We start from the raw sequence: 22,954 nt of genomic DNA on the forward strand, positions 1-22,954 counted from the left end.
GCCGAACCGCCCGGAGGAGGTCAGCTGCCGATCGGGCCACCGTCGAGGCGCCAGGTGACCACGACGCCCGGCTTGGCGTAGTCGCCGTCCGGCCAGTTGGAGGCCGGGTTCTCGACCGACGCCCCGGAGATCTCACCGGGGTGCTGCACGGCCACGAAGACCGAGCGGTTGTCGCCGGTGATGAACGGCCCGCAGGCCTCCGCGCCGACCGGCACGGTCAGGAACTGCTTCAGGTGGCCCCGCTCCGGGCCCTCCACCGGCGTGGCGAAGAGGCCGTCGTTGCTGCCCAGCGCGTTGCCGTCGGTGGAGATCCAGAGGTTGCCGGTGGCATCGAACGCGACGTTGTCCGGGCAGGAGATCGGGGACACCCTGGTCTTGTCGTACCCGGCGAAGTAGGTCGACGGGTCGGCCGGGTCGCCGGCCACGATCGGCACCGACCAGGCAAAGGTCTCCGCCGAGTTCTCGCCCCGGTCCTCCACGATCTCCAGCACGTGGCCGTGCTTGTTGGCGGTGCGCGGGTTCGCCTCGTCCGCCTTCGGGTTGCTGCCGACGCCCCGGTTGCTGTTGTTGGTCAGCGCCACGTACACCTTGCCGGTGAGCAGGCTCGGCTCCACGTCCTCGGGCCGGTCCATCTTGGTCGCGCCGACCTTGTCCCCGGCGAGCCGGGTGAAGGTGAGCACCTCCGCGGCGGTCATGCCCTCGACGTGCGAGCGGTTGCCGCTGACCAGCTTGATCCACCGGCCGCGCCCGTTGAAGGCGCCGTCCGACGGCAGCGTGCCGGAGCCGTCGATCTCGGCGGCGCTGGTCTCCTCCAGCTTGGCGACGTAGAGGCTGCCCGACTCCAGCAGGGTCAGGTTGTGCCGGCGGGCGACCCAGGAGTCGCCCTTCATGAACTTCTTGTCCGACACGAACTTGTAGAGGTAGTCGAACCGCTCGTCGTCGCCCATGTACGCGACCACGTGGCCGCTCTTGGCGACGATGACGTTCGCGCCCTCGTGCTTGAACCGACCGAGCGCGGTGTGCTTGCGCGGCCGGCTGTCCGGGTCGTACGGGTCGATCTCGACGACCCAGCCGTGCCGGTGCGCCTCGTTGGGGTGCCGGGCCAGGTCGAACCGCTCGTCCGCCCGGTCCCACTTGCGGCTGCCGCTGGGGTAGCGGCTGGTGGTGCTGATGCCGTAGCGCGCCAGCTTCGGCTTCAGCTCCGCCGGCGCGCCGTCGCCGCCGACGAAGTACTGGTTGAAGTTCTCCTCACCGGAGAGCACGGTGCCCCACGGGGTCACGCCGCCGGCGCAGTTGTTGAGCGTGCCGACGACCGTACGACCCTTGGGGTCGGCGGCGGTCTTCAGCCAGGCCGAGCCGGCAGCCGGGCCGGTCAGCTCGAACCGGGTCGTGTTGGCGGTGATCCGCCGGTTGAACTGCCGCCGGCCGGAGCGGACCGGACGCCACTCGCCGGTGCCGCCGACGCGTTCCAGCTCGACCACCGACATGCCGTGCGCGGCCATCGCGACCTTCAGCTGCTCCACGGTCAGCGCGTCCATGCCGCTGAAGCCGGGGAACATCAGGTCCTCGTTCGTGTACTCGTGGTTGACCACGAGCAGGGCGCGGTTGCGGCCGAGCGGCAGCACGCCGACGAAGTCGTTGTTGTGGCCGAACTGCTCAGCCTGCGCGGCGGCGGTCTGCCGGTGCAGGTCGAACTCGGGGGCACCGGGCACGACCTCGTCGCCCCACCGGATGACCACCGAGTGGTCGTAGCCGTTCGGGACGACGAAGCTGTCCAGGGTGTTCGGCGGGACCGGCTTGAAGGTCAGCGCGCCGTTGCCGACACCGCCGCGCGGGCGGCCGAAGCCGGCGGCGTCCGGCACCGCCGGGGCGGCCGGGGCGGCCGAAGCGGCGCCGGCCCCGGCCAGCGCTCCGGCGGCCGCGCCACCGAAGCCCAGGACCAGCGCGCCGACGGCGCCCGCGCGGACCACGCCACGGCGGGACACCTCGGCGTCGACCAGGTCGCCGAAGTACGTGTTGTCAGAGGTGTTGGGCACCGGGTGATCGCAGGCGTTGCCGCACCGGTAGAGACAGGTCATGGCGTCGCGGCTGCCGTGGCGGGTGGAGCCCAGCAGCGGGAGCAGCCGAGGACGGTCGCTCATGTGGAGGAGCCTCCTGGAGGGGGACGGCGCACGCCGGGTCAGCGGGTGGCGTGCGTACCCGCCGGACGCTAGGAGGGGCCGGTGGCCGCCGGTCGGCTCCGATGTGAACCGGGCATGAACACCTTGACCGGAGCAACCATGATGACCTGCGGCTGAACCGATCGGGACGGGCGTACGTATGTCCCTGCGAAGGCCTGCCGGACCTAGGCCGTGTGTCGACGTCCCGCCGTGGCTCGTGCCGGGGCGGCGACCCACGGGCTGCTCGCCGAGAGCGAGGAACCGCCATCAGCGACGACGACGCCCAACTGCTCCGCGCCCTGCACGACGAGCACGCGGAGGCGCTGTACGCGCACGCCCTGCGCCTGGTCAACGGTGACCGGCAGCGGGCCGAGGACCTGGTGCAGGAGACCCTGCTGCGGGCCTGGCGGCACCCGGAGTCGCTCGACCCGCGTCGCGGATCGGTGCGTGGCTGGCTCTTCACCACCGCCCGGAACCTCGCGATCGACGCCTGGCGTCGCCGCTCCACCCGGGTCGGCGAGGTCTACACCGACGAACTGCCCGAGCCGCCGGAGACGGTCGACGAGGCGGAACGCGCGGTGGAGGCGTGGACCGTCGCCGAGGCGTTGAACCGACTCAGCCCCACCCATCGTGACGTCTTAGTGGAGTGCTTCTACCAGGGACGGTCGGTGGCCGAGGCCGCTGCGCGGCTCGGGGTGCCGCCGGGCACGGTCAAGTCCCGGACGCACTACGCGCTGCGCTCACTGCGGTTGGTCCTGGCCGAGATGGGGGTGACGGGATGACCCGGTGCGAGTTCGCGCACGACGACGGCGCGTACGTGCTGGGTGCGCTCGCCCCCGCCGAGCGGGCGGCGTACGAGCGGCACCTCACCGGCTGCGCCGAGTGCCGGCAGGCGGTCGCCGAGATCGCCGTGCTCCCCGGGCTGCTGGGGCGGCTGGACCCGGCCGACCTGGACCACTTTCTGCCGCCGCCGGAGGACTCCCGGCTGCCTGACCTCCTCGCCGTCGCGCGGCAGCGGCGGCGCCGGGAACGGCTCGCCACCCGGCGCCGGTACACCCTCACCGCGCTCGCGGCCGCGGCGCTGGCCCTTGTCGTCGGTCTCGGCACGGCCGCCGTCCTGCCCGGTACGTCGCCCGACCCGACGCGGGGCGTGCAGATGGTCGCCATGCAGCCGGTCGCCGGCACGGTGCCGGTGCACGCCGAGATCGGGCTGGCCGGCACCGAGTGGGGGACGGCGGTCACGATGCGCTGCGGGTACGACGCGAAGGTGGGCTACGGCAAGGCGCACGCCTTCCGGCTGGTGGCGCACGGTCCGGACGGTGCGACCGAGCAGATCGGCTCGTGGCTCGCCGCACCCGGGGACGACCTGCGGATCAGCGGCGCGACCAGGTTCACCGACGCGGAGCTGGTCCGGCTGGAACTGGTCCGCGCCGACGGCACCCCCGTCCTTGCCTACGAGCTTCCCTGAACCCCCTTCACACGCGATCTTGCACTTCTGGCCCCGGCGAAGGGTGCGTTCCGGGCGAAGCGAGGGCCGAAACTGCAAGATCGCGGTGTGCCGTGGCGGCGGCGCGGGCAGTGCGGCGTGCGCGGCCGGTCGCCCGGAGGGCGTCGACCGTGAAGATCGTCAGGGCCAGCCAGACCAGGGCGAAGCCGGCCAGGCGGGCCGGGGGCATCGGCTCGTGGAAGATGAGTACCCCGCAGCCGAGTTGGAGGATCGGGGCCAGGTACTGCAGCATCCCGAGGCTGCTCAGCGGTAGGCGGTTGGCCGCACCGGCGAACATCAGCAGCGGGATCGCCGTCACCACGCCCGCCATCACGAGCAGCGCGGTGTGGCCGGGGGAGACCGCTCCGAAGGTGGCGTCGCCCCGGGCTGTCAGCCACCAGAGGTACGCCAGGGCGGGCAGCGCGAGCGCCGCCGACTCCACGAACAGCCCTTCCGCGGCGGGCAGGCCGAGGCGCTTCTTGACCAGCCCGTACCCGCCGAAGCTGAACGCCAGGGTCAACGCGAGGTACGGCAACCGTCCGTAGTCGACCGTCAGCACCGCGACCGCCACCCCGCCCACGCCGAGCGCCGCCCACTGCGCGGGCCGCAGCCGCTCCCGCAGCACGAAGACCCCGAGCAGTACGACGACGAGCGGGTTGATGAAGTACCCGAGCGCGGTCTCCACCACCCGGTCGGAGTTGACCCCGTGGATGTAGGTGCCCCAGTTGACGCCGATCAGCACGGCGGCCGCGCCGACGCCGGCCAGGGCCCGCGGGCGGCGCGCCAGTGCCCGCAGGAATCCGATGTTGCGTAGCGCTGCCAGCACCAGCGCGACGAAGACCACCGACCAGACGATCCGGTGGGCCAGGATCTCCACCGGACCGGAGGGCTGGAGGAGCTTCAGGTAGAGCGGGAAGAAACCCCAGAGCAGGTACGCGCCGATGCCGTAGAGGTAGCCGAGCCGCGTCGGTGTCACGCCTCCACGGTAAGGGGCGTAGAGGTGTTTGACTCATTGCCGGTGAGCGGGGTCACCCGCTGGTCGAGCTGCATCCAGAGGCTCGCGTCGGGCAGCGGCGTGAAGCCCGCCCTCGCGTAGACCTCGTGCGCGTCGTTGGTGGCCAGCAGGATCCGGCGTACGCCGAACTCCGCCAGGTGGTCCCGGACCGCGCCGGCGAGCCAGGTGCCCAGCCGTCGACCCCGCTCGGCCGGGTCGACGTACACGTCGCAGAGCCAGGCGAAGGTGGCCCGGTCGGTCACCACCCGGGCCACCGCCACCTGCCGCCGGTCGTCCGGTCGGTAGACGCCGAAGCCGATCGAGCCCGCGAAGGCGCGCTCCACCGTCGCCCGGTCCCGCCCCAGGGCCCAGTACGCGTCGGTGGCGAGCCAGCGGTGCACCCGCTCGAGATCGAGACGCTCCGGATCGGTGCTGAGCAGGTAGCCGTCGTCGCGGGTCAACGTGAACACCCGTCCGACGTTAGTCGCCGGCCGTCGCCGCCTCGGCGGCCAATTCCCGGGATCTGGTCGGTCAGTCCCGGTCGAGGATGGCGCCGAGGATCCAGGTGACCACGCCGACGAAGAGCGCGCCGAGCACGGCGGCCGGCCAGAACCCGTCAACGTGGAACGGCAGCCCCGCTTCGCCGGCGATCCAGCTGGTCAGCAGGAACAGCAGTCCGTTGACGACAAGCGCGATCAGCCCGAGGGTCAGCAGGTAGAAGCCGCAGCCCACGGTCTTGATGATCGGCTGGAGCACCGCGTTGACGACACCGAAGATGACGGCGACCAGGACCAGCGTGGTGACGGTCTCGGTGGCCGAGTTCGAATCGAGCGTGATGCCCGGGATCAGCAGCGTGGCCAGCCAGAAGGCGACCGCCGTGATGGCCAGGCGGATCAGGAGCCCTTTCAGGAAACCCATGGCGCAAGATGCTGCCACGGTCTGATCACCTACGGAACCCTCCGGACCGGGCCGGTATCGCCGGCGCGGCTCCGGCACCGCTCAGTGGCGGCCGGGCCCGCCGATCAGTTGCGCCTCGATCGGCGACGGCGTCAGACGCGCCCACCGCAGCGCACGCCGGTTGACCACGGCCACCATGTCCTCCCGGATCCGGGTCAGCCATTCGGCCGACTCGCCGAGCCCCAGCGCGCTTCCCGCAAGCGTCGCCTCGGCGCGGCCGAGCGGCTGGAGCAGGGCCAGATCGGCGCGGCCGAGCGCCGCGACGTCGGTCACGGTCAGCTCGTCCCGGAGGAGAACCGTGGCCTGCCACGGCGGATCCGGCTCCGGCGCCGGACCGACCGGCCCGGTGTCGACCACCAGCAAGAGGGGCCGCAGCGGCGAGCCCGGTTCGCCGCCGACCGGCCGCCCCGGCGGCAGCAGCGGAATGGTCCCGCCGGGTGTGCCGACCCCTCGTACGAACGGCTCCCAGGCGCGCGGGCGGGCGGTCTGCACCACCACGCGGGCGCCGAGCGCCATCGCCCGCAGAGAGATCATCTGACCGGCGCCGAGCCCGCCGACGAGCACGACCCGGGTGCCCTCCGGGCGGAACAGCCGAACGGTCACCGCGGCGCCGTGCCGGTTGGCGCCCAGCAGCAGACCCGCTCCACCGATGACCAGCTCGGGTGCGGCCGGCCCGGGCGGCCCGCCGTCGGGCAGGGCCAGGGGGACGGTGGCGGCCAGCCCGGCGAGATGCTCGCCGTCGAGCCGCCGCACCTCGCCGCCGGACCCGTCCACCGTGCGGTGCAGGGCCTGCACGGCCGTCGCCAGCTCGCCCGGCGTCGCGGCGGCCAGCCGCACGGTCAGCCCGGACGGCGGCGACGTGGTGTCGTGGGTGGACGGCCCGGCGCTGAGCGCGACGGTAACGGCGGTGGCCGGCAGGGCGAGCAGGCGGGACACCAGCCGCCGCCCACCCTCGGCGCGCGGGTCCGGCCAGCGGTCGAGCCGGAAGCCCGCCTGGAGCAGGCTTCCGCTGCGCAGGGCCGACCAGGACTCCCGAGCCGGGCCGGCCTCGTGATGAGCCAGCTCCGCGATGACGCGCAGCGCCGCGTGCTCACCCAGCGGCCGGACCGACGCCGGACCGGCCCGGCGGACGATCCGCCGCAGCGTGCCGGCCAGGGCGTGCCGCAGCTCGACCGGGGTGGCGCCGTCGACGCGGAGCACCCGGACGGCGAGCACCGCCCGCTCGCGGCCGGGCAACCGCCCGTCGGTCAGCTGCCGGTAGGACGTGGCGACCGCCCCACCGCCGAGCGCGACGGCCGGGGCGGCCACGGCGGCCAGCACGAGCTGGACCCGGACCGGCGGACCACCCGGGGTGGCCGCCGACAGCAGCGCGGCCGGCGGCGGTAGCGCGCGGGAGCCGTCGCCGATCAGCTCGCCCGGCTCGAGGATCTCCAGCAGCGCCACCATGCCGGCGGCGTCGTCCAGCACCGCCGCCGGCGTGCCGGCCAGCTCGGCGGACCGCACGACGGCTCCCGGGTCGACCAGGTCCAGCAGGTCGGCGGGGCCGGCCTCGGCGGGCAGGGCACGCCGTCGGGCGACGTACGCCAGGGCGGTGCCGAGCCACTCGAAGAGCCAGCGCCCTCGCACCCGCGCGCCGGCCAGCGCCAGCAGCAGCGCGGCGACCGCCACGCCCCCCAGCACCGCCGATGCTCCCCGACCCAGGGCGGCGAGAAGGACCGCCCCGGCCACCTGGAGGACGACCACCTGGCCGGCTCGGACGCCGCCGGACGGCCGGCCGCGCGCACTCCACTGTGGGGGCAGGACGGCGGTGGGCGGGTCGCCCGGCGCGGGACCGGGTCGGGCCCGCCCAGGTGCGCGGTGCTCCGCCCGCTGCCTCGGTATCCGCGACGACGTGCCGGTTTGTGCGATCGGCGCCCGGCTCGTCGGGATGGTCGCCGGCACCCGCACCTCCTCCACCGGTCACGCGCTGCGATGCGAACGCCGCCCATCGTAACGGCCCGGGCGTCGGTCGTGGGGGTCGCCGTTGTCCACAGGGGAGCGGGAGGGGTAGCAGAACCGCGATCGTACGGCTACCGTCAGCGACGAGTTTCGCTGACCCACGTCGCCGTGCCCGCCGGATCCCCAGCGGGCCGCGCCCCCGAACGGGTGCGCCGGCGGCCAGCCACGACCCACGAGACGAGGTGACGTCCGTAGTGTCCGAGACCCAGGCGGAAGCCGCGGTGATGCAGCAGACCGCCGCGAAGTTCGAGCAGGTCGACCAGTCGTTGCAGTCCATGCTGAGCAGCCTCATGGCCGAGCTGGAGGTGTTGCAGCAGGCCTGGCGCGGCGCTGGTGGACGGTCGTTCGAGCAGGTCAAGCAGCAGTGGGCGCAGGACCAGGCGGCGCTGCAGCGGGCGCTGCGGGAGACCGCCACCGCCATCCGCACCGCCGGCCAGCAGTACGACGTGTCGGACACCGAGGCCGCCGGCCGGGTGGCCACGACCAATCGCGGCGGCATTCAGCTGCCGCTGTAGACCCGGAACCGGGGGAGGAGACAAGGCATGGAGCACGGTGTGCTGGTCGTCAACTTCGCCGCGCTGCAGCAGGCCGGCGCGGACATCCAGAGGGCGCTGACCACGCTCGACGCGCAGCTCGGTCAGCTCGAAAGGGACGCCGCCCCGCTGGTCGCGAGCTGGTCCGGCGAGGCCCGCGCGGCGTACGAGCAGCGGCAGGCCCGCTGGCGTTCCGCCTCGCAGGACCTCCAGGCGATGCTCCGCGACATCAAGCTCGCGGTCGACGACTCCGCGGCCGACTACCTCGACACGGAGAAGCGGAACGCCAACCTGTTCCAGTGACGCGAGGCGCCGGTCGCGCCGACCCGAGCGGGTCGGCGCGGCCGGTGTGCGGTCGGGCGGTCCGACATCCGGGTCGGGCGGTCCGACATCCGGTCGGGCCGCGGGCAGTGCGCTCGGCCATGGGCAGTGCGCTCGGGCGGGCGGCCCTCGGCATCCAGCGCCGGCGCCGGTCAGTCCGCGTCGGGCGGCCGCCACCGGCGGCGGACGCCGTGCGGCAGCACCACTGCCAGCAGCACGGCGGCCGTGACCACGGCCGAGCCCACGCCGGCCACGAGCAGAGCCTGGTCCCGCGCCGAGTCCCGGCGGGCCCGCTCAGCGAGCCGGGCCGGATCGTCGCGGTCGTCGAGCAGCGCCGCGGCCGGCCGGGCCCGCACCGACCCGCCGCCGCTCTCGGTGAGCGCCCGGTACGGGTTCAGTACGCCCGCCCCGTACCCGGCGCCGGGGGCGGGATCGGTGGTGGCCAGGATCCGTTCCGCCACCTCCGCCCCGTCCAGCTCGGGCCGGTACTGACGCAGCAGGGCGGCGGTGGCCGCCACGAAGGGCACCGCGTAGCTGGTGCCCTCGGCCCGGTGGTGCCCCCGCCCGGGGGCCGCCGTCACCACGTCGCCGCCCGGCGCCACCAGGTCGACGTAGGGGCCGGTCTGGGAGAAGGAGGAGCGCACCCCGTCCGCACCGATCGCGCCCACACCGAGCACCCCGTCGTACGCGGCCGGGTACGGACGGGGGTCGCCACTGTCGTGCAGGTTGCCGGCGGCGGCCACCACGATCACGTCCCGGGCGAGCGCATGACCGACGGCCGCCCGCACAGCGGGATCGTCCCGGTACAGCACGACGGAGAGATTGAGCACGTCGGCGCCGTTGTCGACCGCCCAGCGGATCGCCCCGGCGAAGTCGCGGGCGCTCACCGTGCGCCCCGACTCCCGGCCGTCCACCACCTGCTGCTCGCTGACGCGTACCGGCAGGATCCGCGCGTCCGGCGCCAGGCCGTGGAAGGCCACGCCGTCCTGCCGGGCGGCGGCGATGATGCTCGCGACGCCGGTGCCGTGGCCGGCGCAGTCCCGGGTGCCGTCCCCACCCCGGTCGAGCAGGTCGGTGCCGGTGGCCACCCGTCCCGCGAGCTGCGGGTGCGTGTGATCCACCCCGGAGTCGACCACCGCCACGGTCACCCCCGCTCCAGTGGCGAGCGGGGCCAGCCGTTCCGGTGCGTACCGCTGCTGCGGCCACGGCACCGTGGTGATCGGTCGGGCCGGCGCGAGCGGTGTCGCGCACCGGGGCGCGGCATGCGCGGGGACGACGGTCAGCATCGCCACCACCACCGCCGACGTGGCGAGCAGCGGGCGCAGCGCACTCCGGAACATCGACCGCCTCCGTATCGTGTCGACTCCGGAACGCGATGTTATCGCCTGGGCCGGTCCGGCGCGGCCAGCCATTGTGATCTTGCTAGCACCTTGTAGGTTGTACGCGATACCTGTGGCCTGTTGCCGGGGAGGAGGGGTGGCCGTGACCGAATGGGAGCCGGCCACCGAGGCGGAAGCCGCGATGCGCGACGCGTTACGCGCCAACGACCAGCAACTTTACTTCCGCATCCTGTCGCGGACGGATCTGCTCCTTCCCATCTCCGCGCAGGCGCTCGCCGGCCAGGCCCCGATGAACTGGGGCACCTGGACCACCGGTGGCCGGACGCACGTGCTGGCGTTCACCTCCCCCGCCGCGATGCGCGCGTGCCTCGGCGAGCACGCCGGCGCGAGCCGTCGGGCCGCGTACGGTGAGCTGGCCGACCACTGGCCCAACCACGAGTGGTGGCTCGCCGTGAACCCCGGCCTGCCCATCGAGGGGTACCTGCCGGCCTGGTACGTCGCCCAGCTCTCCCGCGGCGACGTCCGCCTGCCCGGCCGCACGATGGGGGCGCGGGCCCGCCTGGAGCGGGCGGAGACGCTCGTCCGGGGCCGTGCCACCGGGACGGCGGGCGGGGACGGTCAGCCGGCCACCGGGCCCCAGGGCCGGGTGCCGCAGGCCGGTCCGGCTCCGGACAGCGGTGCGCCGCTGGGCCCGGCGCCGCCGCCCGTGCCACCGCCGGGAACGCCGCTGCGGAGCCCGGCCGAGTTGCGTGCGGCCGCCCTCCGTCGGCCACTGATGGATACCGGACGCGGTTCACCGACCCCGGCCGACCGATGGCCGCCACCGCCCGTCGTGGACCGTCCCGGCCAGCGGCCCGCCGACCCGGACGCGCCGACGAACGGACGCCCGCCCGGGGACGCCGACCGGCCCAACCACCGCTCGTTCTTCGAGCCGGCCTCCAGCCAGGCGAGCCGGGAGGAGCGGGCGGTGCCGCCACCGCGCTTCGCCCGCGGTGGCCAGCCGTTCCCGCGTCGCCGGCCGCTCACCGATCCCCCGGCGGAGGCTTCGACGCAGGCCTTTCCCGCCGGAGACGCCTCGCGTGCCGGGCCGGCCCGGGCGTTCGCGGCCCCCGCCGAGGAGACCTCGCGCGCGCCGCAGCGGGCCACCGTCGAGGAGGCCCGGACCGTCCGCTTCCCGGTGCCCGACCCGGCGACCCTCCAGGCGTACGCCCGCCGCACGCCGGACGGCGACCCGACGCAGGCCCTGCCCCGGCGCCGCCCAGCCCCGCCACCCGCTGACCCGGAGCCCGCCTCGGTCGCCGAGCCGGTCTCCGGCCCGCCCGCGCCCCGCCGTGGCTTCACCCCGATCGTCATCGAGGGCACGATCGTCGAGTCGCGGGACCTGACCGTCCCGCCGGTCCCCGGGCCGCCCGGGGAGGTGAGAGAGGGCGCGCAGCGTCCAGTGGCCGAGCCGGGGTGGCTCGCCGGGGACGGGATCGTCCCGCCGCCCGAGGTCGCCGAGCCGGTCGTGCCGCCGCCTGCGGCTTACCCGCGGCCGGCTGCTCCACCGGGGCCCGGAGAGGTGTCGCCAGCGGCCGTCGAGCCGGTCGCACCGCCGCCCGCGGCCTACCAGCGGCCGGCTACTCCGCCGGGGCCCGGAGGGGTGTCGCCGGCGGCCGTCGAGCCGGTCGTGCCGTCGCCCGCGGCCTACCAGCGGCCGGCAGCCCGGCCAGCCGCCGAACCGGCGGTGCCGGCGGCGGCCGGACCGGTCACCCCGCCCGACGGCGAACCCTCCGCCGGGCCCGACCGGCAGGCCGTCTCGGGGCCGGCCGGCGCGGCGCCGGATCTTCCGGCCGCCGCTCCCGCCACGGCGGGCCCCGCCAGCGCACCTACCGGCGAGGGCCCGGTAGACGACGCCTCGGCGCCGACGCTCGCCGACCCCGCCGCCGCCCCGACCTCGGCGGCCCCGATCCCGGTGGCCCCGACCCAGGCGGCCCCGATCCCGGCCGCCCAGACCGACCCGGCCAGCCCCGACCCCGTCGCAGCGGCACCGACGACTGCGGACCCAGCCGACGTCGCGGTGCCGGCGCCCGCCGACGTCGTGGCCGCTCCGGCCACCGCGGGTCCGATGGACGCCGCCGGTCCGCCGGTGACGGCCCGCACCGGGCCCCTGGACAGCGTCTCCGGCGCGCCGCCGGTCGGCGTGCCGGCCGACTTCGAGCCGGCGAACGAGGTCGAGGAGGACCTGGTCGACGCGACCGGCAGCGGAAGCACCGACACGTTCCTGTCCACCCTGCTGCTCGCCCGGGTGCTGCTGCCGGTGGCCCCCGACTCGGCTCCCGGCAGCCGGCCGGGCGAACCGGGGTTCGTGTGGCGTACGGAGGAGTTGGACGGGGAGAAGTTCGTCGTCGTCTACACCTCGCCGGAGCGGCTCGCCGACCACACCGACGCGGCCCTCGAGACCGTCCGGATCCGCTTCGTGCAGCTCATCCACCGCTGGCCGGACCGGTCGTGGTCGTTCGCCGTCAATCCCGGCACGCCGATCGGGGCGAAGCTGCCCGGCGAGCAGATCGTCGGCCTCGCCAACTGGGCGGCGGAGGTGGGTCTCCGCGACGACGCGGGCCCCGAGCCCGAGGCGCCGGCCGCCGCGACGGCACCGGCCGAGCGACCACGCTACGAGCCGTCCGCCGCCGACCCCACCCGTCCGGTCGTCATGCAGAAGGCCGTGGCACCCAGCCAGCTCGCCTACTACCTCGAGCGCGGCTACGACCGGGTCTCCGGCTTCGTGCACCGCGCCGGCGAGCTGGCCCACCTGACCACGCCGGCCCAGCTGTACGAGGCGCTCGGGCTCGGTTACCCCGACTCCCCGTTCGACCGGGCGGCCGAGGAGATCTACGTGCTGCGCTGGCCGGCGCACCGGCCGAGCCTCTACCGCATCCCTTACGGCGGGCAGAACGAGCCCGCGATGCGGGCGATGGAGGGCTGGGTCATCGAGCGGCCGCCGTTCCGCGGCAACGGCTTCGCACCGGGCGAGGGCAGCGACGTGGTGGCCGAGTTCAAGGTGGACAGTGCGCGGCTGCCGCACGGGGCGCAGCTGTGGCGGATCGGCGCGGACGGCACCGAGCGGGTGGTCGCCACCCTCGACGCCGACGCGCTGCTGTGGCGAACGGTGGGTGACGAGTGACCCGCGACGGTTTCGTGGCGCGCTGGCAGGGCCGCGAGTACCAGGCCAGCCCGGACGGCGACGGCGTGCGGCTCTACCGGCCCGACGAGGGCGACGGCTTCACCGAGGTCCGGCCCGGCCGGTACGTGCGCGTGGTGCCGGCCGCCGAGGTCGACGACCTCGTGTACGTCCGGACCACCTGCACCTGGAAGGGGCAGCCGTTCATCGTGCTGGGCGAGCACGACGGCTGGCTGCGCGTGGAGTACACGGGTGGCCGGTGGCCGGTGGCCGAGGCGCTGGGCCTCGAGGTGTTCGACTTCGGCGTCTACCAGGGGTGGGCACCGGCGGCCGAGGTCAGTGACCTGAGCGAGCTGCGCGTCTAGGGCGGGGGCGTCGACCCCTCGCCGTACGGCTCGACGGGCCTTTCACGACTTCGTCCAGCGCAGGATCTCACCGAGCACGACGTCCCGCGCCTCGACGTGCGGGAAGTGCCCCACGTGGTCGAGCAGGCGCCACTCGTAGGGGGCCATCACGTACCGGCCGGAGCCCTGGGCGGTACGCGGCAGGGAGGCCCGGTCGAGCGCGCCGTGCAGCTGGAGGGTCGGCGTGACGAGCGGCTTCTGCATGAGCCGCACGAAGCGGTAGCCGTGCAGCCGCAGCACCGAGCGGAACGCCCAGCGGTAGCCCTCCAGGGCGCAGAAGGCGGCCTGCGGGATGCGCATCGCCTCCCGGCACCGGGCGGCGTACGCGGCGAAGTCCGGTCCGTGCACCCAGCGCGGTCCGCCCCAGCGACGCAGTGTCTCCTCCACCGCCGCCGCGTCGTCCCGGGTCAGCACGTGCTCGTAGCGGGGAAGCTGGAACTTCAGGGCCGGCGTGGACGCGGCGAACTGGCCACGCGGGTCGGCGAAGATGGCGGCCCGCAACCGCAGCGGGTGCGGCGCACCGAGCACCACCAACCGGCGGACCAGCGACGGGTGGAACGAAGCCGCCGTCCAGCCGATCAGGCCGCCGGCGCCGGAGCCGACCACGGTCGCCGACCGCTCGCCCAGGGCCCGGATCAGCCCGGCGACGTCGGCGGCGAGGGTGTACCCGTCGTACCCCCGGGGTGGCTTGTCGCTCGCCCCGTAGCCGCGCAGATCGACCGCCACGGCCCGGAATCCGGCGTCGGCGACGGCCGGCAGCATCTCGTGCCAGGCCCACCAGTGCTCGGGGAAGCCGTGCAGGAAGAGCACCATCGGCCCGGTTCCCGCCTCCACCACGTGGAACCGGCTGCCGTTGGCACCGACGAACCGGTGCGTCCACGGCCCCTCGGTGAGGACGCAGGACTCGTCGACGGGCCCGCCACGCTGCTCGGTCATGTGTCACAGCCTAGGGCAGGCCCCGGAGCCGACCGGGTGGCCGCGGCCCGCGCACGCCGGGGATCAGGGGTTTCTCCGGGGAGCGCCCGGCCGCCGGTAGGGGCGGCACCACCGTCAGCCGACCCGCTCGATCTTCAGCAACGCGGCTGGCCGGCCGGGGCCGCAGTCCACTCCCTCCGGCGCCGGTCCCGATCATGGCCCGGACCCAGGTGCCGGTGGGGAAGGTGCCCATGCCCGGCCCGTGCAGCGCGTACTCCCGGCCGTCGTCGGTGACGAGCCCGTAGCACGGGCCGTCGCCACCACGGGTTATCCGTCCGGCGAGGAGCCCGGGTTTGCGCACGTCGGTCGGGTGTCGGGGTGGCCCGGTCGGCGGTCGCAGCGTCGGCAGGTCCGTCGACGGGGGCGGCGTCCGGCCGGACGGCGGCACGGGCGTTGCGGCGGCCGGCGGCTCCGATGCCGCCGCGGGGGTGTCGCCGGACGGGGGTCCCTGTGTCGCGGGCACGTCGTCTCCGTTCTCGCTCGGCGCGCAGCCGAGCAGCACGAGGGCCAGTACGAGGGCCGGTACGAGGCGGGGACCGAGGGTGGGCACGTCGGTCAGACGCGGCCACCGTGGGCCCGGTTCCCGGGTCGAGCGCGGGAGCTGGCCCCGGGGGTGTCGGGCCGGCCGGGGCCGGAGACGGGCGATGCCCGGGCAGAGGATCTGCCCGGGCATCGCGTCGTGTCGCCGTGTGATCAGCGCATCAGGAGATGCGGATCTTCATCGAGGTGCCCTTCTGCTCCAGCACCTTGATCTTGACACCGACGGCCGGGAGCTTGACGCCGTGGTTCGGCAGCTCCGCGTACCAGTACTTCTTGGTGTCGTCGAACAGCGGCTGCGCAGCCTGGCCCCGGATGTAGTGCGGCTGGCTGTTGATGTGCAGGGTGAAGGAGTCCGCCTTCTTCAGGCTGAACGGCGCGTCGTACACCTGGACGCGGGCCCGCCACGGCTGGCCGGTCAGGTTGTAGATCGGCCGCGGGTGCGCGTCGATGTAGAGGTTGCGCCCCTCACCCGGGTGTTCGAAGGTGTCGTTGTCCGCGTACCGGGTGTTCCAGTACGAGATCAGCAGACCCTCCTGGTACGCGTAGTGGTCCACCCAGTCCGGGCGGGTGTTCGCGTACCCGAAGTAGTACGGGCCGGTCTTCAGGTACTTGTCGTACGAGACGTACGAGCGGTTGCCGGCGATGTAGAAGTTGGCGAAGTTCCGCTTGTAGGTCTCCTCGACGACCGTCCAGCCGCCGAGCGTCCAGCCGGCCGCACCGGACTCGGCGCCGTCGCTGAGCAGGGTCTGCCCGTCGGCGGTCACCGTGATCGCGTCACCGAAGAAGCCGCCCTCGGAGACACCACCGTCGGTCTGGTAGCGGAGTCGGATCTGCGCCGCCTGGCCGGCGATCGCGTCCAGCGGGATGTTGATGTCGACCCACTGGCCCTCGCTGGAGCCGTCGAGGGCGAAGCGTCCGGGCGAGATCTCCTTGAGCGGCTGCCCGTTCGCGGTGCCCGGCAGCGTGGTCCAGGTCTGGCCACCGTCGGTGGACGCCTCGAAGAAGAGGTAGTCGTAGTCCGCCTCGATGCTGTAACGGCCCTTGAGCGACAGCGCAGCGCTGCTCTTCCCGGTGAGGTCGACGGCCCGCGTCATCGAGTTGTTCAGGTCGTCTTCGTTGCCGGAGAAGAACTGCTTGGTGCCTTCGAACGGCTTGCCGTTGTCGAACGTGTACTCCCGCTCCGGCAGCACGACCACCACGCCCTGCGCCTTGTCGGAGTTGTACTCCTGCGGGCCCAGGTTGAGGGTGCGCTTCTGCCCCGCGACGACCACCTCGTAGTCGAGCCAGCCGAGCTGGAGCTTGTTCCACGCGCCCAGGTCGCCACCGCGCTCGCCGATGCCACCGTCGTTCTTGGCGCCGAGCCGGCTCTGGGCCATCAGGGTCCAGTGCTCGTTGTTGTTGTCGCCGCCGTTGATGTTGTTGTAGTCGTCCGGCAGGCCGAGGTCGTGGGCGTACTCGTGGTAGAAGACGCTCCGACCGCCGTTCTCCGGCTGGATGGTGTAGTCACCGATCCAGATGCCGGTGTCGCCGATCTGGGTGCCGCCGGCCGGGAAGTTGGCCGGACCGGTGCGACCCTGGTCGCTGGCGAAGGCGTACCAGCGGTGGCTCCAGATGGCGTCCTCGCCCTGCCACGGGTCACCGTCGGCCTCGTCGCCGCCGGCGTGGACGATCTGGAAGTGGTCGATGTAACCGTCGGGCTCGTTGAAGTTGCCGTCGCTGTCGTGGTCGTAGCGGTCCCACTGGTCCATGGCCTTGACGTCGGCGGCGATCTGCTCGTCCGTCCGGCCCTGGGCCTTCTGGTCGGCGACCCACTGGTTGGCGGCGTCCCGGACCAGCGCCCAGGTGTTGGTGCAGACGTTGGAGCCGCACGGGTAGCCGCCGGACCTGCCGTACCGGGCCTCGTTGTACTGGACCTTGACCCAGTCGGTGACCGTGCCCTCGACGCTGTAGCGGCCCGAGGACTGCGCCTCGTAGTACTGCTTCACCGACTCGTCGCCAGGGGCCGTACCGAAGTACAGCTTGCGGAAGTAGTCGGCGCTGTAGTCGGCCTGCCAGACGGTGGAGTTGTCCACCGCGCGGTTCGGCTCGGGGATCTCGTTGTGCAGCGGCCCGTCGAACCGGGCCGGGCCCGGCGTGTCCGGGTCGGTGTCCTGGTCGGGGTAGTTCGGGTGCCGCTCGTTGCCGAACTCGGCGAGGATCACGAAGATGCGGTCGGTCTTCTCGCGCGACAGCTCGACGTACTGGTCCTTGACCGGGCCCTTGCCGGTCTTGGTGCTCTTGGCGGAACGGCCCGCCTGAGCGCCTTCGACGGCCTGCTCGCCGACCTTGACGACCGTGCTGCCGTTGATCTTCTGCGCCTTCGCCTTGCCGGTGAGGACCTCGCTCAGGCCCTCCTGGCGCAGCGCCCGCCGCTTCTCCTCAAGCGGGTTGGGCAGATCGTGGTCAACGTGGGCGGGCTCGGCGACCGACGGAGCGGGCGCCGGCAGCTTGGGCTTCGGGGCGGCGCTGGCGGACGGTCCGACCGCCAGTCCCGTCGCCGTCAGCGAGAGCCCGAGCAGACCCACTGCGACTTTGCGCACGTGGTACCTCCGGGTGTGAGGGAACCGGCCCCACGGGGGTACGGGCCGGTGAAGAGTCGATCCCCACTAGTGGGACCAATGGTGAACATAGACATCTGTGTGACGGGTGGGAAGACTGCCACGTGAATTTGTTGCAAGATGTTGTTGGGAATGCTTTTCACTGTCACATCCTCTGCTCTCGTAAGAAGGGCGCTGAGCAGGGGTTACGTCAGGGAAGCGCGAACAGGAAGCGGGGCCCGGCGGAGCCGTTTCGCTCCGTCCGGGCCCCGCTGATCGGGGACGGTTGTCAGGTCAGGGAGTCGCGGGGGTCACGTACACCGTGGCGTACGAGTTGTCCTTCGCGGCCCGCTTGATGGTGATCGAGACGCCGTACGCGGCGCCCGCGTCACCGGGGTTGCCCGAGCCCAGGACGGTGAACCCGAGGTCCGTGCCGTACAGGGCGGTGGCCGGGCTGCCGTCCGGGTTGGTGATCCGGGTGGTGTAGGGCAGGTGGTCCTTGGACGGGATCACCACCGACGCGTCGGCGTCCCGGGCGTACAGGGACGAGCCGCGCACCTCGATGCCCGGGTACCAGCCCCTGGCGTCGGTGAACGCCGGGACCGCCGGCAGGGCGCCGAAGTCCGTGCAGTACTCGCTGTACGGCTCACCCGTCGCCTCCAGGCACTCCTTGAAGGGGTACGTGGGGTTGAGCGAGAAGGCCGCGTTCGAGGACTGCGGACGGCTGGGCAGGTTGTCCAGCACCGACGGGTCCTTGTCGGCCGCCGCGCCCTGGCGGCGGAGCGGGTCGAAGTGCGAGTCCACGATCAGCAGCCCGCCCTTGGCGCCGTAGCTCGGCAGCGCCGTCGCCTGGGCGGTCACGTGGTTGACGTCGCCGAGCGCGGTGTCCCGGTACCAGACCAGCATGCCGGGGGCGTTGTAGGCGACCTTGTCGACCTTCCAGGCGTCCCGCGAGTAGACCGTGTCGTACGCGTACTTCAGGCCCTCGTCGAAGCCGTCGAAGTTGCGCCACTCCGCCAGGTAGTAGTGCACCTGTACGGAGGTGCCACCGTCGATGTGCCAGCCGGCCCCGGTGGAGTCGACGAACGTACCGCCGGTGGCGGTCCAGCCCGCCGTGCCGTTCTCGACGTCGTCGCTCCACGTGGTGGCGCCACCACCGGTGACCGAGAAGTCGTCGGCGAACCAGCCCCGCTCGACGAACGCCTCGTCGGTGGCGTAGCGGAGGCGGATCTGGATGGTCGTGCCGGCGTACGCCGACAGGTCGACGTAGTCGTGCCGCCAGCCGTGGGTGTCACCGCTGAGCCCGTACTTCTTGTTGCCGAAGTCGACCATGCGGCCGTTCGGGTCGGCGTAGCCGTCATCGGTGGAGACCAGCTTGCCGGTCGAGTCGTAGACCTTCTGCTCGGCCCAGGTCGCGCCGCCGTCGGTGGAGATCTCGACGAAGCCGAAGTCCCAGTCCGCCTCGATGACGTAGTTGTTCCACATCCAGAACTTCGCGTCCGCCGCCGCCGGCACCGCGACCTCGCGGGCGATCTTGACGTCCGCCCAGTCCTGGTCGGCGCCGGAGTACCACATGTTCTCGCCGCTGTGCGGCTCCGCGAGGGTGATCACCTTGTCCGGCAGGTTGATCTTGATGCCGTCCTTGGTGCCCTTCGGCGTCCGCGAGGTCTGGCCCAGCTGCACGGCCCGCGGGTCGTCACCCGGGTTGACCTCCAGCGGGTCGGCCCAGCCGAGCACCCACTTGTCCCAGAGACCCATGTGGGTCGGCAGCGCCTGGAAGATCTCGCCGGAGTGCGAGCCCGAGGCCATCAGATCCCAGAAGTCGACGTCCGAGTCGGCGTTGCCGGAGGTGTCGTAGAGGTCCGGCAGGCCGAGGTCGTGGCCGTACTCGTGGGCGAACACCCCGAGGCCGGCGTCCTCCGGCTGCACGATGTAGTTCGACACCTTGAGCTGGGTGCCCGGGATCGTGTAGCCGCCGGGAACCGACGACGAGTGCGCCCAGACGGCGTACGTGCCCTGCGCGCCGCCGCCGCTGGACTTGCCCTTGCCGGCGTGCACCAGCACCAGGTGGTCGATCACGCCGTCCGGCTCGAAGAAGTTGCCGTCGCCGTCCCGGTCGCCCTGGTCCTCGATGTCGTAGTCGGCCCACGGGAAGTCCGGGTCCATCGCCGCGAGGGCGTCGATCGCGTCGGTGGCCAGCCGCCCGGCGCCCTGCGGGTTGTCCGGGTGACCGTTCATCGCCTGCTGCCGCCCGGCCACCCAGGCGCCGTTCTCGTCCTGGAAGCACCGCGAGGCCGCGTACCAGCCCTCCGAGTGCGGCACCTTGATCCACGGGCTGGCCTGCCCGTCGACCGTGTACGCGCCCTTGGACATCTCCAGGTACATGTTGCGCATCGTCCGGCCGGCCAGGCTGATGCCCGGCTTGCCGTCCGGTCCGGTCAGGTCGGTGCGGACCCGTTCGGTGATGCCCTCGGAGGTGTAGAGCATCTTGTTGTAGTGCTCGGGCGAGAAGTCCGGCACCCACATCGTGTTGTTGTCCTCGCGGGGCAGGTCCGCGGGGTTGGGCAGGTTGTTGTGCAGCGGTCCGTTCTGCACGGTGCCGAGGACACAGCTCCGGTCCTCGAAGACCGTCTTGGGGACGTACACGTCGGTGAAGTCGTCGTTGGCGTTCTCGTTGAACTCCACAAGCAGGGTCAGCAGCCTGGCGGTCTGCGTACCCTCGGCCTGCTTGATCTGCCGGGGGCTCTTCCCCGTCTTGATCGCCTTGGCCTCGGTCTTCGCCAGCTGGCGGGCGGCCACCGGGTTGCCGCGGGCGAACTTGCGGTCGTACGCCCGCGCCTTGTCGACGGCCGGAGCGTGCACGCCGCCCTTGCCCTTGACCTCGCGACCCTCGGTGTCCGGCTGCACCGCCGGCTCTGCGTAGTTGATGTAGAACTCGTCCGCCCCGATGGTGGCCGGGGCCGGACCGGACTGTGCCGACGCCGACCCGCCAGTCACGGTCAGTGACGTGGCGGCGAGGGCGAGGGCGGGCAGCGCGACGAGTAGGCGTCGACGCGACCCGGATTGCGATTTTCTGTTCATGCCGCTCCGTTTCTCGGGCATGGGCGAGGAGGAAGTCGGGCGCTGCTCGTCATCGATGTGACGGCCTTCGAACCGGCCCGACCTGCGTGAAACTAAATCAGAAGGAAGATGAACGACAGGGCTGGGACCAGCCTGTGTCCGTTCAGCTTCTCCTGCCTCCCCCGACCGACCGATGTGACGCCGGGCGACACGGTGTAGTGGGTGGGCGTCAGATACGACGACGGGGTGACGGTCCGCGAGGACCGTCACCCCGTCACGGGGGTACGCCTGCCGTCAGTCCTCGTCGGACTTGCCGCCGCCCATGCCCGCGGAGATCAGGTCCATCACCGACGAGTCCTGCAAAGTGGTGACGTCGCCGAGCGACCGGTGCTCCGCCACGTCCCGCAGCAGCCGCCGCATGATCTTGCCGGACCGGGTCTTCGGCAGCTCCGGAACGAGCATGATCTGCCGCGGCTTGGCGATCGGCCCGAGCGTGCGCGCCACGTGGTTGCGCAGGTCGGCGATGAGCTGCTCACCCGCCTCGCCGGAGGTGTCCGTGCTGCCGCGCGGGATCGCGAACGCGACGATGGCCTGCCCGGTGGTCGGGTCGGTCGCGCCGACGACCGCCGCCTCGGCCACCGACGGGTGCGACACGAGTGCCGACTCCACCTCGGTGGTGGAGATGTTGTGGCCGGACACCAGCATCACGTCGTCCACCCGGCCGAGCAGCCAGATGTGCCCGTCGTCGTCCTTCTTGGCGCCGTCACCGGCGAAGTAGACCCAGTCGTCCCCGGTGTTGGCGCCCGCGCCGAAGCGCGACCAGTACGTCTCGATGAACCGGTTGTCGTCGCCCCAGATCGTCCGGAGCATCGACGGCCACGGCTCCTTGAGCACCAGGTATCCCCCGCCACCGTTCGGCACCGACTGGCCCTGGTCGTCCACCACGTCGGCGCTGATCCCCGGCAGCGCGGTCATCGCCGAGCCCGGCTTGGCGTGCGTCACGCCGGGCAGCGGGGAGATCATGATGCCGCCGGTCTCGGTCTGCCACCAGGTGTCCACGATGGGCAGCGCGCCGTGGCCGACATGCTGCCGGTACCACATCCACGCCTCGGGGTTGATCGGCTCGCCGACGCTGCCCAGCAGCCGCAGCGACGACAGGTCGAAGCCGGCGGGGATGTCCTCGCCCCACTTCATCATCGTCCGGATCAGCGTGGGCGCGGTGTAGAGGGTGGTGACCCGGTACTTGTCGACGATCTCCCAGAACCGGCCCTTGTGCGGGGTGTCCGGGGTGCCCTCGTACATGACCTGGGTGGCGCCGTTGGAGAGCGGACCGTAGACGATGTACGAGTGACCGGTCACCCAGCCGATGTCGGCGGTGCACCAGTAGACGTCCGTGTCCGGCTTGAGGTCGAAGACCGCGTGCGTCGTGTACGACACCTGGGTCAGGTAGCCGCCCGTGGTGTGCAGGATGCCCTTCGGGCGGGCCGTGGTGCCGCTTGTGTAGAGGATGAACAGCGGGTGCTCGGCGTCGAACGGCTGGGCGACGTGCTCCGCCGACGCGGTCTCCACCGTCTCGTGCCACCAGTGGTCCTTCTCCGACCAGGCGACCTCCTCGCCGGTGCGGCGCAGCACGAGCACGTGCTCGACCGACGGGCACTTCGCCACCGCCTCGTCGACCGTGGGCTTGAGCGCCGAGGGCTTCCCCCGCCGGTAGCCGCCGTCGGCGGTGATGACCACCTTCGCGCTGGCGTCCTGGATCCGGTTGGTCAACGCGTCGGCGGAGAAGCCGCCGAAGACCACGCTGTGCGTGGCGCCGATGCGGGCGCAGGCCAGCATCGCCACCGCCGCCTCCGGGACCATCGGCAGGTAGATCGCCACCCGGTCGCCGGCGGTGACCCCAAGGTCGGTCAGCGCGTTCGCCGCCTGGCAGGTGAGGCGGTGCAGCTCCGCGTACGTGATCGTGCGGGTGTCGCCCGGCTCGCCCTCCCAGTGGATGGCGACCTTGTCGCCGCGGCCGGCCTCGACGTGCCGGTCCAGGCAGTTGTACGCCACGTTGAGCTGGCCGCCGACGAACCACTTGGCGAACGGCGGCCTCGACCAGTCGAGCACCTCGTCCCACCGCTTCGCCCAGGCCAACCGGTCCGCCTGCCGTTCCCAGAAAGCCAGCCGGTCGGCGTCCGCCTCGCCGTACGCGGCGGCGGTGACGTTGGCGTTCGCGGCGAGTTCGGCCGGCGGCGGGAACTGGCGTGTCTCGTTCAGCAGATTGGCCAATGCCTCGCTCATGCCGTACTCCCTCGTCGCTCGGGGTGACCTGCGTCTCTCGCTGGAGAGGTTAGCGGTGCGACCGTGCGCAGGCGACCGTCGGCGGCGAACCGTCGCGCCGAGCGGCCCCTGACGCGCGCCAGGCGGCGGCTGATGCAAGGAAGGGCCCCCTGTTAACGCCTGCGGTAG

16 protein-coding genes are annotated in these 22,954 nt (G+C 72.8%); 6 read left to right on the top strand and 10 right to left on the bottom strand.

What is annotated here, in order from left to right; genetic code table 11:
- Positions 1 to 20: 20 nt before the first annotated feature.
- Positions 21 to 2,141 carry a PhoX family protein gene (locus ABTW87_RS01040; protein ID WP_350647292.1) on the bottom strand — a complete coding sequence of 707 codons (2,121 nt, stop codon included), beginning with the start codon at positions 2,139 to 2,141 and terminating at the stop codon, positions 21 to 23.
- 284 nt (positions 2,142 to 2,425) lie between these two features.
- Here ABTW87_RS01040 and ABTW87_RS01045 point away from each other — a divergent pair, with 284 nt between their 5' ends.
- Positions 2,426 to 2,941, top strand: a complete 516-nt coding sequence (locus ABTW87_RS01045; RefSeq protein WP_350647585.1) for a sigma-70 family RNA polymerase sigma factor — start codon at positions 2,426 to 2,428, stop codon at positions 2,939 to 2,941.
- Complete coding sequence (locus tag ABTW87_RS01050) at positions 2,938 to 3,627, top strand: anti-sigma factor family protein (RefSeq protein WP_350647294.1); 690 nt, start codon at positions 2,938 to 2,940, stop codon at positions 3,625 to 3,627. The genes ABTW87_RS01045 and ABTW87_RS01050 overlap by 4 nt, the downstream gene beginning before the upstream one ends.
- Positions 3,628 to 3,634: 7 nt before the next feature.
- On the opposite strand, the gene rarD is transcribed toward ABTW87_RS01050, so the two are convergent.
- The 4 genes from rarD to eccE all read right to left on the bottom strand — a co-directional run bounded on the left by rarD (position 3,635) and on the right by eccE (position 7,537).
- Positions 3,635 to 4,621 carry an EamA family transporter RarD gene (gene rarD / locus ABTW87_RS01055; RefSeq protein WP_350647296.1) on the bottom strand — a complete coding sequence of 329 codons (987 nt, stop codon included), beginning with the start codon at positions 4,619 to 4,621 and terminating at the stop codon, positions 3,635 to 3,637.
- Positions 4,618 to 5,109: a GNAT family N-acetyltransferase gene (locus ABTW87_RS01060; RefSeq protein ID WP_350647298.1), complete on the bottom strand. Its 492-nt coding sequence runs from the start codon at positions 5,107 to 5,109 to the stop codon at positions 4,618 to 4,620. Before ABTW87_RS01060 ends, rarD begins: the two co-directional genes overlap by 4 nt.
- Positions 5,110 to 5,170: 61 nt before the next feature.
- Positions 5,171 to 5,557, bottom strand: a complete 387-nt coding sequence (locus ABTW87_RS01065; protein ID WP_350647299.1) for a phage holin family protein — start codon at positions 5,555 to 5,557, stop codon at positions 5,171 to 5,173.
- An 81-nt stretch (positions 5,558 to 5,638) separates the two neighbouring features.
- Positions 5,639 to 7,537, bottom strand: coding sequence for a type VII secretion protein EccE (eccE, locus tag ABTW87_RS01070; RefSeq protein ID WP_502891507.1), 1,899 nt, complete (start codon positions 7,535 to 7,537; stop codon positions 5,639 to 5,641).
- Between the two features lie 251 nt (positions 7,538 to 7,788).
- On the opposite strand from eccE, the gene ABTW87_RS01075 reads away from it, so the two are divergent.
- Both ABTW87_RS01075 and ABTW87_RS01080 read left to right on the top strand, forming a co-directional pair.
- Positions 7,789 to 8,109 carry a WXG100 family type VII secretion target gene (locus ABTW87_RS01075; protein ID WP_350647301.1) on the top strand — a complete coding sequence of 107 codons (321 nt, stop codon included), beginning with the start codon at positions 7,789 to 7,791 and terminating at the stop codon, positions 8,107 to 8,109.
- Between the two features lie 27 nt (positions 8,110 to 8,136).
- The gene (locus ABTW87_RS01080) at positions 8,137 to 8,430 is read left to right on the top strand and encodes a WXG100 family type VII secretion target (RefSeq protein WP_350647303.1); all 294 of its coding nucleotides are present in this window, start codon (positions 8,137 to 8,139) and stop codon (positions 8,428 to 8,430) included.
- Between the two features lie 170 nt (positions 8,431 to 8,600).
- Here ABTW87_RS01080 and mycP read toward each other — a convergent pair whose 3' ends face one another.
- Positions 8,601 to 9,788, bottom strand: coding sequence for a type VII secretion-associated serine protease mycosin (gene mycP / locus ABTW87_RS01085; RefSeq protein WP_350647305.1), 1,188 nt, complete (start codon positions 9,786 to 9,788; stop codon positions 8,601 to 8,603).
- Between the two features lie 142 nt (positions 9,789 to 9,930).
- On the opposite strand from mycP, the gene ABTW87_RS01095 reads away from it, so the two are divergent.
- Positions 9,931 to 12,951 carry an SseB family protein gene (locus ABTW87_RS01095; protein ID WP_502891508.1) on the top strand — a complete coding sequence of 1,007 codons (3,021 nt, stop codon included), beginning with the start codon at positions 9,931 to 9,933 and terminating at the stop codon, positions 12,949 to 12,951.
- Complete coding sequence (locus tag ABTW87_RS01100; RefSeq protein WP_350647306.1) at positions 12,948 to 13,313, top strand: UCP033725 family protein; 366 nt, start codon at positions 12,948 to 12,950, stop codon at positions 13,311 to 13,313. The genes ABTW87_RS01095 and ABTW87_RS01100 overlap by 4 nt, the downstream gene beginning before the upstream one ends.
- Before the next feature lie 42 nt (positions 13,314 to 13,355).
- Here ABTW87_RS01100 and ABTW87_RS01105 read toward each other — a convergent pair whose 3' ends face one another.
- From ABTW87_RS01105 to acs, 4 genes are all read right to left on the bottom strand, one after another.
- On the bottom strand, positions 13,356 to 14,288 hold the full coding sequence (locus ABTW87_RS01105) for an alpha/beta fold hydrolase (protein WP_350647307.1): 933 nt from the start codon (positions 14,286 to 14,288) through the stop codon (positions 13,356 to 13,358).
- Positions 14,289 to 15,028: 740 nt separating this feature from the next.
- Positions 15,029 to 17,431 carry an immune inhibitor A domain-containing protein gene (locus ABTW87_RS01110; RefSeq protein WP_350647591.1) on the bottom strand — a complete coding sequence of 801 codons (2,403 nt, stop codon included), beginning with the start codon at positions 17,429 to 17,431 and terminating at the stop codon, positions 15,029 to 15,031.
- A gap of 306 nt (positions 17,432 to 17,737) precedes the next feature.
- Complete coding sequence (locus ABTW87_RS01115; protein ID WP_350647309.1) at positions 17,738 to 20,524, bottom strand: immune inhibitor A domain-containing protein; 2,787 nt, start codon at positions 20,522 to 20,524, stop codon at positions 17,738 to 17,740.
- Positions 20,525 to 20,797: 273 nt separating this feature from the next.
- Entirely contained in the window at positions 20,798 to 22,786 is a 1,989-nt protein-coding gene (acs, locus tag ABTW87_RS01120; RefSeq protein WP_350647311.1) for an acetate--CoA ligase, read from the bottom strand.
- Positions 22,787 to 22,954: the final 168 nt, after the last annotated feature.

It is taken from the genome of Micromonospora sp. NPDC126480, assembly GCF_040302465.1.
GTDB lineage: Bacteria > Actinomycetota > Actinomycetes > Mycobacteriales > Micromonosporaceae > Micromonospora.

Bases quoted from the DNA above. Each gene is read 5' to 3' on its own strand.
- ABTW87_RS01040 (WP_350647292.1), bottom strand. From the start codon at position 2,141: ATGAGCGACCGTCCTCGGCTGCTCCCGCTGCTGGGCTCCACCCGCCAC.
- ABTW87_RS01050 (WP_350647294.1), top strand. From the start codon at position 2,938: ATGACCCGGTGCGAGTTCGCGCACGACGACGGCGCGTACGTGCTGGGT.
- ABTW87_RS01065 (WP_350647299.1), bottom strand. From the start codon at position 5,557: ATGGGTTTCCTGAAAGGGCTCCTGATCCGCCTGGCCATCACGGCGGTC.
- ABTW87_RS01080 (WP_350647303.1), top strand. From the start codon at position 8,137: ATGGAGCACGGTGTGCTGGTCGTCAACTTCGCCGCGCTGCAGCAGGCC.
- mycP (WP_350647305.1), bottom strand. From the start codon at position 9,788: ATGTTCCGGAGTGCGCTGCGCCCGCTGCTCGCCACGTCGGCGGTGGTG.
- ABTW87_RS01105 (WP_350647307.1), bottom strand. From the start codon at position 14,288: ATGACCGAGCAGCGTGGCGGGCCCGTCGACGAGTCCTGCGTCCTCACC.
- ABTW87_RS01115 (WP_350647309.1), bottom strand. From the start codon at position 20,524: ATGAACAGAAAATCGCAATCCGGGTCGCGTCGACGCCTACTCGTCGCG.
- acs (WP_350647311.1), bottom strand. From the start codon at position 22,786: ATGAGCGAGGCATTGGCCAATCTGCTGAACGAGACACGCCAGTTCCCG.